This window comes from Chryseobacterium defluvii (assembly GCF_003634775.1).
GTDB classification, from domain to species: Bacteria; Bacteroidota; Bacteroidia; order Flavobacteriales; family Weeksellaceae; genus Chryseobacterium; species Chryseobacterium defluvii.
In genome coordinates, this window is sequence record NZ_RBXB01000003.1 from 515,679 (window position 1) to 530,923 (window position 15,245).

The 15,245-nt window shown below is 37.5% G+C and carries 14 protein-coding genes; 5 read left to right on the top strand and 9 right to left on the bottom strand.

All coding sequences use genetic code 11. From position 1 onward, the window contains the following. Positions 1-14 precede the first annotated feature (14 nt). From BCF58_RS14250 to BCF58_RS14275, 6 genes are all read right to left on the bottom strand, one after another. Complete coding sequence (locus tag BCF58_RS14250; protein WP_121462480.1) at positions 15-3,119, bottom strand: non-ribosomal peptide synthetase family protein; 3,105 nt, start codon at positions 3,117-3,119, stop codon at positions 15-17. A 498-nt stretch (positions 3,120-3,617) separates the two neighbouring features. After that, positions 3,618-5,153 (bottom strand): YifB family Mg chelatase-like AAA ATPase, encoded by a 1,536-nt coding sequence (locus tag BCF58_RS14255; protein WP_121462481.1) that lies wholly within the window; start codon positions 5,151-5,153, stop codon positions 3,618-3,620. A gap of 268 nt (positions 5,154-5,421) precedes the next feature. After that, complete coding sequence (locus BCF58_RS14260) at positions 5,422-6,393, bottom strand: T9SS type A sorting domain-containing protein (protein ID WP_121462482.1); 972 nt, start codon at positions 6,391-6,393, stop codon at positions 5,422-5,424. Between the two features lie 45 nt (positions 6,394-6,438). Beyond that, complete coding sequence (locus BCF58_RS14265; RefSeq protein WP_121462483.1) at positions 6,439-7,812, bottom strand: outer membrane beta-barrel protein; 1,374 nt, start codon at positions 7,810-7,812, stop codon at positions 6,439-6,441. Continuing rightward, positions 7,805-8,371 carry an RNA polymerase sigma factor gene (locus BCF58_RS14270; protein WP_121462484.1) on the bottom strand — a complete coding sequence of 189 codons (567 nt, stop codon included), beginning with the start codon at positions 8,369-8,371 and terminating at the stop codon, positions 7,805-7,807. The genes BCF58_RS14265 and BCF58_RS14270 overlap by 8 nt, the downstream gene beginning before the upstream one ends. 92 nt (positions 8,372-8,463) lie before the next feature. Beyond that, positions 8,464-9,030: a DUF4840 domain-containing protein gene (locus BCF58_RS14275; protein WP_121462485.1), complete on the bottom strand. Its 567-nt coding sequence runs from the start codon at positions 9,028-9,030 to the stop codon at positions 8,464-8,466. Positions 9,031-9,191: 161 nt separating this feature from the next. Between BCF58_RS14275 and BCF58_RS14280 the strand changes: the two genes are divergently transcribed. Next, positions 9,192-9,704: a hypothetical protein gene (locus BCF58_RS14280; protein WP_121462486.1), complete on the top strand. Its 513-nt coding sequence runs from the start codon at positions 9,192-9,194 to the stop codon at positions 9,702-9,704. Beyond that, the gene (locus BCF58_RS14285) at positions 9,701-10,045 is read left to right on the top strand and encodes a tRNA-binding protein (RefSeq protein WP_121462487.1); all 345 of its coding nucleotides are present in this window, start codon (positions 9,701-9,703) and stop codon (positions 10,043-10,045) included. Before BCF58_RS14280 ends, BCF58_RS14285 begins: the two co-directional genes overlap by 4 nt. A 2-nt stretch (positions 10,046-10,047) precedes the next feature. Here the strand turns inward: BCF58_RS14285 and BCF58_RS14290 are convergent, their stop codons facing one another. Beyond that, entirely contained in the window at positions 10,048-10,821 is a 774-nt protein-coding gene (locus BCF58_RS14290; protein ID WP_121462488.1) for a DUF4382 domain-containing protein, read from the bottom strand. A gap of 80 nt (positions 10,822-10,901) precedes the next feature. Between BCF58_RS14290 and BCF58_RS14295 the strand changes: the two genes are divergently transcribed. Beyond that, positions 10,902-11,606, top strand: coding sequence for a 3'-5' exonuclease (locus BCF58_RS14295; RefSeq protein WP_121462489.1), 705 nt, complete (start codon positions 10,902-10,904; stop codon positions 11,604-11,606). Positions 11,607-11,609: 3 nt separating this feature from the next. Beyond that, on the top strand, positions 11,610-11,936 hold the full coding sequence (locus BCF58_RS14300) for an SUF system Fe-S cluster assembly protein (RefSeq protein WP_121462490.1): 327 nt from the start codon (positions 11,610-11,612) through the stop codon (positions 11,934-11,936). A gap of 40 nt (positions 11,937-11,976) precedes the next feature. On the opposite strand, the gene BCF58_RS14305 is transcribed toward BCF58_RS14300, so the two are convergent. Further along, on the bottom strand, positions 11,977-12,813 hold the full coding sequence (locus tag BCF58_RS14305) for a sulfurtransferase (protein ID WP_121462491.1): 837 nt from the start codon (positions 12,811-12,813) through the stop codon (positions 11,977-11,979). Positions 12,814-12,911: 98 nt separating this feature from the next. Next, positions 12,912-13,760, bottom strand: coding sequence for a hydroxymethylglutaryl-CoA lyase (locus tag BCF58_RS14310; protein ID WP_121462492.1), 849 nt, complete (start codon positions 13,758-13,760; stop codon positions 12,912-12,914). A gap of 188 nt (positions 13,761-13,948) precedes the next feature. Between BCF58_RS14310 and pepT the strand changes: the two genes are divergently transcribed. Further along, a complete protein-coding gene (gene pepT / locus BCF58_RS14315; protein ID WP_121462493.1) occupies positions 13,949-15,196 on the top strand; it encodes a peptidase T in 1,248 nt (415 codons plus the stop codon). Positions 15,197-15,245: the final 49 nt, after the last annotated feature.

Here is a 15,245-nt window from a genome sequence, read left to right on the forward strand (position 1 = left end):
CAAAAAAATAAATATTAAGAAATAGGAATTCCTAAGTATCTAAGATAAGAATCCAGTAAATTTTTATCAAAAACCGGCTCCTCAATTCCTGATCCTTCAAGGAATTTAATCACGTTTGAACAATCCCAGATATAAGTATGCTGGTAAAGCTCTACGGTAGATAGCCCTTCATGCATATTATCTTTAAACAAGCTTGTTAATGGATATAAACGATTTTTGCTGTCATTTTCCCATTGCCCTCTCCAATCTTTATATGAAAGTCCGTTCAAAGTAAACGGATAATATTTTTTAATTAAACCAAAGAAGTCTTCTAAAGTGAGATTGGTCTCAGGTTTTGCAATCAGATTGAATTTTTTTCCAATTGCGTCTTTATTTTTTGTGATATAAGCCATTGATTTGGTCATATAGTCAACCGTAATTAATCCTTCTCTGAGTTCCGTCAATGCAGGATAGGATTTAAACTCAATACAATTCTTAACCAACCCCGACCACCATTGGTACGGTGCACTAGCTCCTGTTTCACTGTGGCACATGGCATAGCCAAGACGATAAGTAATCAGCGGCAATCCTTCTTTCGCTGCAAGATCTGCGATGGCCTCCATCACATATTTACTTCTTACATATCCGATATCTTTACTTACTGAAATAATATTTTGCTCAATATCATCACTTTCCAGCATTACGGTTTTACCTGTAAAAATGTGTCCCCAGCTGTATACAGAGATTGTTGATAATAAAGCCAGGCATTTTGTTTTCTTTGTTCCGGCAAGACGGATGATTTCTCTTAACCCCTCCACATTGGGTGCTTTCATATAAGAATAGGGTTCAATAAAATTTACAGAGCTTCCCGAATGATAAATAAGATCAATTTTTTCCGCAAGTAAATTAAATGTGTCCTCAGAAAAGCCTAATGATGGAACTGACAGATCGCCTATTACAGGGATAATTCTTGATACTTGTTCTGCCTTTCTGGGAATGTGAAATTGTTGAAAACATGTATCAATTTTTCCCAAGGCGTGAAATTCATCCTGTGCTCTTACTAAGCAATAGATATCAGCGTTAGTCGTATCCAAAAGCTCCTGTAACAAATGAATTCCGACAAATCCTGTAACGCCTGTCAGAAATATGGACTCCGGATTTTCTAATTGTTGAGGATCAAAAGTCCCCTCAAAGACAGTTCCCGGGTTGAGATAAACATCATTTTGAAGTTCAACATAGGGTTCCACATCTTCTACCGGGATCATTTCTCTTTCTTCTTTAGCCCTTGCAATAAGAACATTAGCAAAATCCCTCAATACCGGATACTGATAAACATCCCGGATATAAACTTTTATTCCTAGCTTTTCCTCCAATGCTACTGCAGCAATCGCAACCAGAAGTGAGTTTCCACCGATATCAAAAAAATTATCCGTGATATTGATTACAGGACGTTCCAATTCTTCAGCCCAAATACCTGCGATAATTCTTTCCGTTTCATTCGTTGGCGGCTCATGAGAAACAAGTTCCTTCGCTTCTTTATCAGCAAGTTCCTTCAAGAAGTTGGTATCTGTCTTTCCATTTGCCGTCAATGGTATTTTATCCAGGAAAATAATTTGGGCAGGGATCATGTAACCTGGTAATTCTTCTTTTAATTGATTCCTGATGAATGAAATATCTTTCTGAGCGCCATCCCGCAACACCACAAAAGCAACAAGGTATTTATTCCCGCCATGATTATCTTTTGTAATGACAGACGCTTCCTTTACATTATCCAATTGCGTAAGGGTCCGCTCAATTTCGTTCAGCTCAATGCGGAATCCACGAATTTTCACCTGATTATCTATTCTTCCTAAAAATTCAATATTTCCATCCGAAGACCATCTTGCCAAATCTCCTGTACGATATATTTTTTCTTTCTCTTTAAATGGATTGGAAACAAATTTAGTATTCGTTAATTCCTCATTATTAAGGTATCCTTTTGCCAATAAATTTCCCCCAATATACAATTCCCCGGTCGCACCTACAGGTAAAAGCTCCAATTGCTCTCCTAAAATATAGGCCTGTGCATTTGCTATAGGCTTTCCAATGGAAGATACATATTGCCCATTCATATCTTTAACTTTTTTGAATGTTGCATACACTGTACATTCGGTAGGACCATAATAATCAACAAGTTCGTAACTTAACTCTGAAGTCAGTACCGGTTTAAGCTTTTCTCCTCCCGTAAATAGATATTTTAAATCTAAATCATGATAACTCTTTGTTTTCTCAACTACTGCAGGAGCAAGAACAGTAGGCACAAAACCGTGTGTAATCTTATTTTTCCGATAATAGTTTACCAATGCCGATGCTTCCGTCCGTTCTTCATTATCTGCAATAAAAATGCTGGCCCCGGAAGTGAGTGCCGCCCAAATTTCCCAAACAGAAATATCAAAGGCCAGGCCTGCAACAAGGCTTAGTTTCGAAGTATGATCAACATGGAAATACTGATTGTGCCAGGTGACTAAATGCTGGATGCTGTGATGTGAGACCATCACTCCTTTAGGGTTTCCTGTAGAACCAGAGGTATAAATGGTATAAGCTAATGCTTCCTGATGAATCGTAATGTGTATTGGACTTGATGACTGACCTGAAGTATCTTCTATTTCATCGAAAATAAAAACTTCTGTATTTTTATTTTCAGGTAAAAGTCCAGCCAATAAGCTATTGGTAATCATAACCTTCGCAGAAGTATCCGAAAGGATGAATTCTACCCTTTTGGCAGGGTAAGCAGGATCTACCGGAACGTAAGCCGCTCCTGTTTTAATAATACCAAGTATTGCTATTACCCATTCCAATGAACGATCAAGCCATACGGTTACATACATTCCTTCTTTTATCCCTTTAGTTAAAAGGGCGTTTGCAATTTGATTACTCCTTTCGTCCAGCTCCCGATAACTGATCTGCTGATCCTGAAAAACCGCCGCTATATTTTCAGGGAATAGGCTTACTTGTTTTTTGAAAAGAGAAACCAGGGTCTCTTCTTCCGGATAATCCCAATTTGTCTGGTTGAAATCGTTTAAAAGTTTCTCTCTGTCTTCATAAGATAAGGAGACAATGGTGTTGCTTAAAAGCGTCTGTGTTGTTAATGTGTTTGACATGTTAATAGAGTGTTTTGGTTAAAAGATATTTTGATTAGTTTTTAATTAGTATAATATTTTGATATAAGGGATTTTAAGAAATCCTTTTATATGATATGATGAAAAGAAAAAATTCTCCATTGAGAAATCATGGGCATAGAAGATCCGCCCTGTTTAATTATTAGCATATTTTAAATTCGATTTTGTAATTGTTGGGTAAGTAAAATGAAACTACATATAAAATATAATTATAAAAAGCATTCCATTTTTATTTGCAAAAAGGCATTTATTTTATTTTTCAATCATGAATAATAAATTTCAGTTATTTTTTAAATATTTATTAACATAATTACATATGTTTAAATATTTGACACTCAAATTTAATATAATAATTTTAATTAGCAATTAAAATTTTGTTAATTATCTCCAACAAGAGAATTAATTCTCCTAAAGCCTGTGTGATTTCGTTCAAACCCGTTATAAGTAAGAATACATTTATTTCCGCTAGAAATTGTAGTATCAAATACTCCAAAAGCCCCGGTCCAGGCTTCTATATTGTATGGCTTCTGAAATATGATGTGATGAAATGTTTTCGGATTCTTCCAGATCGGCAATAGTCCTTGCAACTTTCAGAATTCTGTCGTAAGCTCTTGCGGAAAGATTGAGTCTTTCCATAGCCAGTTTTATTAAATTCAATGATGTTTCGTCCAAATGGCAAAACCTTTCGATTTCTTTAGGACCAATCTGAGCGTTGTAGCTGATTTTTAACTCTTTATACCGTTCTCTCTGGATCTCACGCGCTATCAAAACCCGTTGTCTGATGTCTTCACTTTTTTCGCCTTTTCTTTTTTCCGTTAGTTGTTCAAATTCTACTTTCTGAACTTCAATATGAATGTCAATGCGGTCCAAAAGTGGTCCTGAAAGCTTATTCATATATTTTTGCATTTCAAATGCAGAAGAAGTGTTATTCGGATCATCAGGAAAAAACCCGCTTGGACTGGGATTCATAGACGCCACTAGCATAAAGCTTGCGGGATAATTGACCGTAAATTTAGCCCTGGAAATAGTAACTTCCCGATCTTCCAAAGGCTGTCTCATTACTTCCAATACGGCTCTTTTGAATTCCGGCATTTCATCTAAAAATAAAACTCCGTTATGGGCTAAAGAAATTTCTCCCGGCTGAGGATAGCTTCCGCCACCCACAAGGGCAACATCTGAAATTGTATGGTGGGGCGATCTGAATGGCCTTACCGTCATCAAAGATGTTTCGGCTCCTATTTTCCCGGCTACCGAATGTATTTTTGTTGTTTCTAAGGCTTCTTTTAAAGTAAGAGGCGGTAAAATACCCGGAATTCTTTTGGCAAGCATCGTTTTTCCGCTTCCGGGTGGCCCTATGAGGATAATATTGTGTCCTCCCGCAGCAGCAACTTCCATTGCTCTTTTCGCTGTTTCCTGCCCTTTGACTTCAGAAAAATCGAATGGAAACTGGTTAATCTTTTCCTGAAACTCTTTCGTCGTGTCTATGGTTTCTTTTGGAATCGGTTTTCCTTCATTAAAAAACTCGATTACTTCCTTAATATTTTCTACACCATACACTTCGAGGTCACTGACAACGGATGCCTCCCGCGTATTTTGCCTGGGCAGGATAATACCTTTGAAGCCTTCATCCCGGGCCTGAATGGCAATAGGCAAAACCCCTTTGATCGGTTGGAGGCTTCCGTCAAGTGACAGCTCACCCATAATGATGTAATGATGGATATTTTCAGCAACGATCTGATCTGATGCGGCTAAAATTCCAATAGCAATACTCAGGTCATAGGCGGACCCTTCTTTTCTAAGGTCAGCAGGAGCCATATTAATCGTGATCTTCTTTCCAGGAATTTTATATCCGACATTTTTTAATGCCGCTGATATTCTGTAGCTGCTTTCTTTGATAGCATTGTCGGGGAGTCCTACCAGATGGTAACCTACTCCTCCTGTATCTACATTGACTTCAATAGTAATCGTTTGAGCCGCAACTCCATGAATTGCGCTTCCATAAATTTTTACCAGCATGATTGTGTTTTATGTAAATGTAATATTTTTTATAAAACCCTGCAGATAAGAATGTTTAGATGATTACGAAAAAATTTTTTAAACCATGAATTATTAAAGGAAATTATAAACAAGTCATTTTATAATTTTTTAAAATTTCAATACACACAAGAAATTTTTAAAAAATTACCTGAATAATTAAAAATCGGCGCAAATTTATTTGCGCCGATCAAACCATTATTGAAAAACTAAACAAATCCTCTCTTGGATTCATTATATCTTGAGTATATTACTTCTTAATAAACTTGTTTTTATATATTCTTCCATCGGAACTTTTTGAAATGATAAAATAATTCCCTGCCGTAAGCCTGCTTACATCTATCGCTTCGTTATACTGGTGATTGCTTTTCTGAAATACTACTCTGCCCGAGACATCCACAATTGAAATATCCGCATAGCTTTTGTCCGATTTTTTGCCTATATATAGAAGTTGGGTAGTTGGATTCGGATATACGCTTAAATCATTTTTTTTAGGAGCGGTCTCTCCTGTTCCAAGGCTGCAAAAGCTCCAGATTCCAAAGTTGAGCTTTACAAATCCTCCCAAACCTAAAAATTCACATTGATCCGGACAGTATTCCGTACAGGCATAAAAACCATATTCTCCGGATGTAGTTGCCACATATGAATCCCCTACAACGCCGTTAATGATGCATGGATCTCCGGCTACAGGCGGAATATTACCCGGTGTACATTTATACCATGTATGTACTCCATACAAAACCGGAAACGTATTTTCAAATGTTACGGAAGCCCCTTCACAAACATTATATTCCCCCGCATCAATCTGCTGATAAGTTCCCGGAGTTAAAGTCGTTAACATGGAAGGAAGACCATACGCATAGCCATCCGCCATAATAGCCGGGCTTTCGGCGGTGCAATCATTAAGAGTAACCTCTACTTTAAAGTAATAGAGCATGTCATTGGCACCATCGATGGTTAAAGTTTGTGACGTTGCTCCCGGAATAGCTACCCAAGGATTAGGGTTAGGGGTTTGCCAGGTCCACTCCTGCTTATACCATTGGTAAGTACCATATGCTTGTGTGGACAATACTTCTGTTTCTGTATTACAGAAAACGACTTTATCAGGGAACATGACCCCCAGTCTCGGACTTGTAATGGTAGGTGTAAGTGAACATTGCGCTTTAATATTCAGCATTCCGATGAATGCATAAAAAGCTAAAAAAATCAATTTTGTCTTCATAGTCAATTTTGTTGGTGTTGATGGTTTTCTATATGATAGGGTAATTTAATTATCGATCAGAACCCTTATTCCGAACTTCATATTAAAATTCAGTGGTTTTTCTTTATAAATGGTATTAAGAGAACTATTATCCTTAAAATGATAGCTTACACCCGGTTCTGCATAGATTCCTATATTGTTTATTATTTTGTATTGAAATCCCAATCCGCCGTTCACAGAGAATTGAGTAGGTTTACTTTCCAAGTTTTCTGTTTTCTCTTCTTTCACCTCATCATTGACAATATATTTTGTTTTGACATTTCCTGCCACAGCCTTTTCTACAAGAGCTCCTCCTGTAATGTATCCCGTGAATCTGCCTTTTTGGACGGCATTATAATTAACCTGCACCGGGATTCCTATATAATGAACCGACTGGTCACTTTTAATGAGATTAGAGCTGCTTCCGGAACGAAGTTCAGAGGACAGTTTTGTATAGTTCACACCCGTTCCTATTCCCCATTTTTTCCCTACATTATAATACAGTGAAACGCCTAATGTTACCGGTATTTTATGTCTTACTTTTGCCTTCACCTCTTCATCTTGGTTGGCCAATAATATTTGGGTCAGAGGATTTTCATGGAAATCCGAAATATGGAATACCTCATCTACACTCATCGGACTTCCGCTCATGGTTGCATATCCGGGAAACTGCTGCGCCGAACCGGAAGATGTGCTTCCGGTCAATAAGTTCAGCATCCAGGATTTTTTAGACTGGTGTTTTGCCAATTTGGATTTTTCTTTTACAACAGATTCTTCAAGCTTTGAAAGCTCATCCTGTACTTCTTCAACTTTCTGACTTTCAGGGGTCGTCTTTTGTTCCTGAACTATCGTTGTATTTTGTTTTAAAATTTCTGCATTTTCAGTACTCCTTTGAGTATTTATTTTCAATTCTTTATCCTTATTATTTTCGTTCATTATTTTGTCAAGGATATTTTCGAAAATATTTTTTTGTGAGGCTTGAGGTAATACAGCATATCCGTCATTGTTTTTCTCTGAACGATCTTCAGTTGTACTCCTGTTTTCTGTTGAAACGATCTGATCATTCGAGAGCTTGCGATTTACAGTTTTATCCTGGGAGTATGTTTCTTTTTGCAGAAGCTCTTCATTAGCCATGTTAAATAATCTCTTCCCAATAATCAACAGGAAAGCAATGGCCGCAGCAACTGCTGCTATGCGATATAATAATGGTTTAATAGTATATCCTGAAGCTTTTTCTTCTTTTTTCTCCGGTTCATGATTATCCGTTGTAAAAACGACTCCTTTGTTTTTATCATCTTCACTGAATAATTCATCTCTGATGTCATCCCACCATTCATCCGGAACATCCTCGGTGTGATCTTCCATCTTTCTCCGCAGGTTATTTAACCATTGATTACTCATATTGTGCTTCTTTTGACATTTTATATTCTTTAACTTTCTGAACAAGCATTGCTTTAGCTCTGTGAAATTGTGACGCCGAAGAATTTTCTGCAATTCCTAAAAGCGCTGCAATTTCTTTGTGGCTTTTCATTTCAAATACATACAGGTTAAAAACTGTTCTGTACCCTTCAGGAAGAGACCGGATCATTTTCATAATGGCCGTTTGTGGTATTTTCTCAAGGTTAGGCTCTTCTTCATTCGGGAGGTCAGGAAAATCAAATTCTCCATCAATTAATTTGAAATCCGTGTTTTGCCTGATATATTTCAACGATTCATTGACTACAATGCGGGTAATCCAGGCTTTTAAAGAACCATTTCCCCTGTATTCAAATGATTCTATGGCCCGAAACATCTTTATAAAGCTGTTTTGTAATACATCATGTACATCTTCCTTCCCGGTAATATAGCGTGAGCACACATAGGACAGATGACCGGAATAAGCACTGAAAAGTTCTTTCCAGGCTTCTTCTTCTTTTCGCAAAAGACGGTCTGCCAAAATCTGCTCCTTAGTTTCTTTCATTTATTTTATACTCCTGATTGTGCGCTGTTTATCTCATGAAAAATAGATTGCGTTTTTTAAGGACGCAATCTATAAGCATCATCAACTATTATTTAATTTTTTATGCAATAGGGGAAGTCATATTTAATTGTTGTAAAAGGGTCTATTATCAATCCGTCCACTACTATTTTTTCTGCTACCAACCCAAATCTTAATGAGAAATCCTGCCCTACATAATACCCTTTCTGCTTGGCGGCAATCGTCACTACCGTATTTTTGTTCACTCCGTCTACCGGGATCTGGAACTGGAGGGTTTTAGGGGCAAAAGTTAACTCTATCACGTTATTCGCTGTATTAATCTTGGTGGTATAGTCAAGATTATACTTCACTTTCCCAATCGCAACTAATGCGGCTTCCGTCTTCACAGGATCCTGAATTACAGTTTTTACAATTTCTCTTATAGGAAACTCTGCAAATTTAACGGTATCTTTTTTTGCAGTAAAATTTATTATTTTCTCTGACTGGATATTTCCTTGTGACGTTATCAGTTTTCCTTTATAATTTCCATTCACATCTTCCAATTTTACCGGAATCGGTTCATAATCATCTTCACAGGATATTAAAAAAAGGCTTAAAAATAAAACAGCCACAACAGCTTTAAGCACTATCAATTTTTTCATTGCTTTAATTCTTTACATTATACATTAATTGTGGTGCGCACTCATTGATATAAACCCCGGTTTTTGAAAATCTTGCATGAAGTTTTGAAAAAATTGAAAAATTTAACATTTGACTTTTATCTGATAATTTCTATCAATACATTTGTCAAAACAATATTTGAATGAATTTCGAGCAAGTAAGCCTACACCTTAATGCTTATAAAGAGCATGATCAGATCATAGATGCGGCAGAATACCTGATCCATTCTTTCGGATTGGAGCATGATAATTTTGCGGGTTTTGGTTTCCGGGAAGAACTTTCTCCCAATTCTATGCTTTTAACAGCCGAAGGAGAACTGGGACAGCCCCAGAAGGTGATGATCCCTAAAAACATTTTCGATTTTGACCTGAGCCTGGTACTTAATATGGTAGCTCATGAAATGCTCCATGTAAGACAGAAGGCTCCGGGAAATGTAGTTGAAGATAAAAATGAACGTGAATTTCAGGCCTATTACGAAATGCTCTTCCACAAAGTTTTCCCACAAATTCCTGATGTTTCAGATTTTCACAAGAAGTTTTTCGGAAATAAAGCGTTGGAATATTACCGGAGAATGGGTGAAGGCTCGGAATTACAGCATAAATATGCAGAACAGAAAACAGAAGTAGAACAATTGATTAATTCTTTACCGTTATGATAAAGCCGGAAATAACATGGGAAGATTTTGAGAAAATAGATATAAGAACCGGAACTATTATTTCCGTAAATGATTTTGAAAAGGCAAAAAATCCCTCTTATCAGTTAGAAATCGACTTCGGGGATTTGGGCATCAAAAAATCTTCTGCCCAGATTACTGCATTTTATAAAAAAGAAGACCTGATCGGCAAACAAATCTTAGCAGTCCTCAATTTCCCTAAAAAGCAGATCGCCAATTTTTTCAGCGAATGCCTGGTATTAGGTGTTTATGGGGATAATAAGCAGGAAGTGACTTTATTAACAACGTCACTTCCCACTAAAAATGGTTTTCAAGTAGGCTAATCCTACTGTTGTAGCGTTTTAGTTCCTAGATTGGTGATCTGTCCGAATGTTACCGATACGTTACCTGTATTTTCATCATTATACCCGGTACTGTCATCTGCATCATATGATACAGTATAGGCACCCTGGGCTAAACCGGAAAACATAAAGAAACCGTCCGGGTTTGGTATGGCAGTGGCAATAGTGTCCGAAGCCACAATAGCGTGTACTACTGCATCAGCTGCGGCAGGCTGTACATATCCTTTTATCTGTCCGTTTGTCAGCTCCGAAAAAGTCCTGATCACAGGTTTTAAGATATAAGACCCGTTTCCGGTAGTTACCACAGATCTTCCCGCATCGAAGTCTATCCATACGGTATAAGCTCCATTGGCGGCTAAAGTCTGATGCCAGTTAAATTTAAGACCGCTCTGTTGTGCAGAAGGAGTCTGCAAAGGATAAGTCACACCATTGACAACCAAGGTGTTATTAGGCCCAAGCACCATTCTCATCTGAGAAACATCTCCGGTCGGAAGTACGGCCTGTCCCAAAACGACATCGGTTCCGTTTTTAAAATTAAGAAGATTATACACTCCGGGACTTGGGAAATTCAATGGGACCCACTGTCCATTACTGTTAATTTCGATTCTTTGAATATCGACATTAACGGCATCATACGCTGCGGGGCCGTCTGTAAGCCTCACATTGACTGTAGCAGTATCATTTCCATCAGAATCATCATCACATGACCCCATGAAAAGCAAGCAAATACTGCTTCCTAGAATTAATAGCTTCTTCATAAAATATATTTTGTCTATATTAAACGCTTTGATAGTTCATATATTATGCCATCCCTTTCAATCTTAAAAAAACAAAAAAAATGATACAGCACATTCCTCTGGAAAAAATTTTATTCCTTGACATTGAAACAGTTCCAGGCGCAGCCTTGTGGGAAGACCTTTCGGAAACCGACCAAAAATTGTGGGACAAAAAAACAAGATTCCAAAGAAAAGAAGAAATTACCGCAGAAGACTTTTATTCGGAAAGAGCCGGAATTATGGCGGAATTTGGAAAGATCATCTGTATTACCATCGGAATGCTAGAAAAAAATGAAACGTTAAGGATCAAAAGTTTTGCAGGCCACGATGAAAAGAAAATGCTTCAGGAATTTGGTGAAATTTTTAACAGCCCCAGACTCCGGGATGTCATTCTTTGTGCCCATAATGGAAAAGAATTCGATTTCCCCTGGATAGCAAGACGATTTCTGATCAATGGGATGCAACCTCCGGTTCCTTTTCAAATGTTTGGCAAAAAGCCCTGGGAAATTCCTCATATCGATACGATGGAGCTTTGGAAATTCGGAGATTATAAAAGTTTTGTCTCCCTGGAACTCCTTGCCCACGTTTTTGGAATTCCTACCCCTAAAGATGATATAGACGGCTCAATGGTTTCATCAATTTACTACATAGAAAAAGACTTGCAAAGAATTGTTGACTATTGTGAAAAAGATGTCTTAACTTTGGCAAATATTTTCCGGCGTATGCGTCAGGAAGATTTATTGAAAAGGTATATCAATTTAGATTAAAAAATGAAATTTACAGACGATCAGATTGCTGATATCGGAGAAGATATCATAAAGGTACTTAAATCTGTGTATGACCCTGAAATCCCGGTGGATATTTATGAGTTAGGACTGGTTTATGATGTACAGATCTCCGATGAAGGCGATGTAAAAATTATCATGACACTTACTACCCCGAACTGCCCTGTTGCAGAAACTCTTCCACAGGAAGTGAAAGATAAGGTTTCGGAGGTAGAGCATGTGAAAAGTGTGGATTTAGAGCTTACATTCGAACCAAGCTGGAATAAGGATATGATGAGTGAAGAAGCGAAGTTTGAACTCGGAATGCTTTAATACAATATAAAACCGCAGAACTTTCTGCGGTTTTTGTTTTTTAGATATCTTTTGCTATTTCTTTATCTCTTCTGCTCCACTCACTCCAGGAACCCACATACAGGTTAGGAATCTGGAAACCAGCATAATCCAAAGCCAGAATGGTATGACAGGCCGTCACTCCCGATCCACAATGAATGATCAGTTTTCCAGGCTTATTCTCTAACAATTTTTGATATTTTTCTTTTAATGCTTCAGGTGACAAGAAGTTTCCGTTTTCATCAAGATTTTCTGAAAAAGGAATATTAATGGCTCCCGGAATATGTCCCGCCACCAAATCTATCGGTTCTGATTCTCCTTTATAACGATAAGCATCTCTGACGTCAATTACAGCAGAAGAATGGTTTATCAGTTCACTTTCAACATCTTCCAGGCTTGATACAGGAAGAAGCCAATTTTCTTTTTTAATTATTGGAGTTCTATTAAAAGATTCTTCTCCCAGTGAAAACTCTACCCCCGCTTTCTCTGCAGCCTGTATTCCTCCGTTTAATACCTGAACATTTTCAAAACCAAAAGCTTTTAGCATCCACCATGCCCTTGCTGCTGCATTGGAGCCACTTTTATCATCATAGACTATAATATGTGACTTTTCCGAAATTCCCAACTTTGAAAGAGTTTCACTAAATTTTTCGATATCAGGAAGCGGATGTCTTCCTCCAAAAGCTGCATTTTCTCCAATTTCTGCCATATCCTTGTCCAAATCAATGAATCTGGCTCCTTTGATATGTTTATCCAGATATGTTTGATGCATATCTTTTCCTGTTCTTGCATCAAGGATAATAAGGTTTCCGTTTTGGAAAATTTCTTTTAATTCGGAAGGAGAAATAATTGGAGACATTTTACTGATTTTGGTTTAATTAAAAAAATAAGTTTTGGCTAAAGCCAATGTGTCCTTGCCAATATATAAGACGGGCTAAAGCCCGTCTCTATTGATTTTTAAAAATGAAAAATATCTTTTGCCTTGTTATAAGAGCTTTCAAAGTTCAGGAGATTCAGGGTATGATCAATTTTCTCTACACTCATGAAGTTAATCACCTGCTCTGTAGGCATATTTCCAACCAGATCATCTTTTGCCATTGGGCATCCGCCGATTCCTTTTATGGCACTGTCGAATCTTCTGCAACCTTTATCATAAGCTGCTTTTAATTTTGAGTAGGAATCTTCATAACGGTTATGAAAATGCCCGCCGAAATTGATCTCCGGATATTTCGCCGGTATCTTTTCAAACAAAAGAGAGATGGTTTCCGGAGTGGCAACTCCCGTTGTATCAGAAAGTAAGATGTTTTTAATTCCAATTTCCGAAAACCTTTGTGCCCAGAAATCCACATCTTCCCATTTCCACATTTCGCCGTAAGGATTTCCAAATGCCATTGAAAAATAAATGTTGAGTTCTCTATTCTCTTTTTTCGTCAGCTCAAGCATTTTAACAATTTCATTAAATGCTTCTTCCTGACTTTTATTCGTATTTCTGTGTTGAAAAGTTTCAGAAATTGAAAATGGAAATCCTAAAATATCTACCGACTGATGAGCTAATGCTTTTTCCGCTCCTCTGTAATTTCCTATAATTGCAGAAACTTTGGTGTTGGATAAAGATTTATCTATACTTTCAGCAACTTCAGCAGAATCAGCCATTTGCGGAATTGCTTTCGGTGAAACAAAACTCAGGCAGTCCAAAACATCAAACCCAACTTCCATTAAAGAGTTGATATAATCTATTTTTTTTTGTGTCGGGATAAACTCTCCCCAACCTTGCATGGCGTCTCGAGGACATTCGGTAAGAAACATTTCTACTTTTTGATTTTCTCAAATATAATAAAACTAAACCATTCGATATAAGGATCACACGAAGTTAATATTATTTTGGTTTTCAAACATTTATACACGATTCATCCTATCAATGATTAAATATCCAAAAGCCGATAATAGAGACTGACCCTCAAAATCGTTACCTTTGTTAAAATTTATATTATCTAATGAGCACTATAGAATTCAACACATTGTGGAGAGAAAAGTTATTGAACCGTTTTCTTAATTATGTAAAAATCTATTCAACGAGTGATGCCGAAAGTGAGGCTACACCATCCACCCCTCAACAGTGGGATATTGCTAAATATATTACCGAAGAATTAAAAACAATCGGTTTGGAAAATGTTTCGATTGATGAGAACGGTTATATCATGGGTTATGTTCCTTCTAACCTGGAAAATAATGACAGACCTACCATTGGGTTCATTTCTCATTATGATACATCTCCGGATTTCAGCGGGGAAAATGTAAACCCTCAGGTTTGGGAGAATTATGCCGGAAATGATTTGATTTTAAATCAGGCGACAGGATTCACTTTGTCTCCTTCAAAGTTTGAAAGCCTGAAGAAATATATCGGTCAGACTTTAATTACTACTGACGGAAATACACTTCTAGGTGCAGATGATAAAGCTGGTTGTGCAGAAATTGTAACGGCTGCCGAATATCTTATTGCCCATCCTGAAATTAAACACGGTAGAATTGCTGTAGGATTTACGCCGGATGAGGAAATCGGAAGAGGGGCGCATAAATTTGATGTTGCTAAGTTTGGGGCTGAGTTTGCTTATACATTGGATGGTGGTGAAGTTGGGGAATTGGAATATGAAAACTTCAACGCTGCAGGGGCAGTAGTGAAAATCCATGGATTAAGTGTACACCCTGGTTATGCTTATGGAAAAATGGTGAATGCGGCTCTTTTAGCTGCCGAATTTGCCCAAATGCTTCCTGCTAATGAAACACCAGCCACGACAAAAGGATTTGACGGTTTTTATCATTTAATGGATATCAACGCTGATATTTCTGAAGCCAAGCTTCAATACATTATCCGTGATCATGATGCTGAAAAATATGAGGCAAGAAAGAAATTCATGGAAGAAAAAATTGCTGAATTCAACCAAAAACATGGGGAAGGAACCGCAGAAATTGAAATTAAAGAGCAATACCGTAACATGAAGCAGCAGTTTGAAGGTAAAATGCACATCATTGATCTTGCTGCACAAGCAATGAAAGAAGCGGGTATTGAAGCTAAAATAAAAGCGATCCGAGGGGGAACGGACGGAGCACAGTTATCTTATATGGGATTGCCTTGTCCGAATATTTTTGCAGGAGGGATTAATTTTCACGGACCTTATGAGTATGTGGCGTTGGAGAGTATGGAGAAGGCTGTGGAGGTGATTTTGAATATTGTGAAGGGGTAAAATACTGCCATCATATTATAAAAAACCACTGCAAATGCAGTGGTTTTTT

Excerpts from the sequence above, each read along its gene's own strand:
- BCF58_RS14250 (WP_121462480.1), bottom strand. The coding sequence starts at position 3,119 with ATGTCAAACACATTAACAACACAGACGCTTTTAAGCAACACCATTGTC.
- BCF58_RS14255 (WP_121462481.1), bottom strand. The coding sequence starts at position 5,153 with ATGCTGGTAAAAATTTATGGAAGCGCAATTCATGGAGTTGCGGCTCAA.
- BCF58_RS14260 (WP_121462482.1), bottom strand. The coding sequence starts at position 6,393 with ATGAAGACAAAATTGATTTTTTTAGCTTTTTATGCATTCATCGGAATG.
- BCF58_RS14265 (WP_121462483.1), bottom strand. The coding sequence starts at position 7,812 with ATGAGTAATCAATGGTTAAATAACCTGCGGAGAAAGATGGAAGATCAC.
- BCF58_RS14270 (WP_121462484.1), bottom strand. The coding sequence starts at position 8,371 with ATGAAAGAAACTAAGGAGCAGATTTTGGCAGACCGTCTTTTGCGAAAA.
- BCF58_RS14275 (WP_121462485.1), bottom strand. The coding sequence starts at position 9,030 with ATGAAAAAATTGATAGTGCTTAAAGCTGTTGTGGCTGTTTTATTTTTA.
- BCF58_RS14280 (WP_121462486.1), top strand. The coding sequence starts at position 9,192 with ATGAATTTCGAGCAAGTAAGCCTACACCTTAATGCTTATAAAGAGCAT.
- BCF58_RS14285 (WP_121462487.1), top strand. The coding sequence starts at position 9,701 with ATGATAAAGCCGGAAATAACATGGGAAGATTTTGAGAAAATAGATATA.
- BCF58_RS14290 (WP_121462488.1), bottom strand. The coding sequence starts at position 10,821 with ATGAAGAAGCTATTAATTCTAGGAAGCAGTATTTGCTTGCTTTTCATG.
- BCF58_RS14295 (WP_121462489.1), top strand. The coding sequence starts at position 10,902 with ATGATACAGCACATTCCTCTGGAAAAAATTTTATTCCTTGACATTGAA.
- BCF58_RS14300 (WP_121462490.1), top strand. The coding sequence starts at position 11,610 with ATGAAATTTACAGACGATCAGATTGCTGATATCGGAGAAGATATCATA.
- BCF58_RS14305 (WP_121462491.1), bottom strand. The coding sequence starts at position 12,813 with ATGTCTCCAATTATTTCTCCTTCCGAATTAAAAGAAATTTTCCAAAAC.
- BCF58_RS14310 (WP_121462492.1), bottom strand. The coding sequence starts at position 13,760 with ATGTTTCTTACCGAATGTCCTCGAGACGCCATGCAAGGTTGGGGAGAG.
- pepT (WP_121462493.1), top strand. The coding sequence starts at position 13,949 with ATGAGCACTATAGAATTCAACACATTGTGGAGAGAAAAGTTATTGAAC.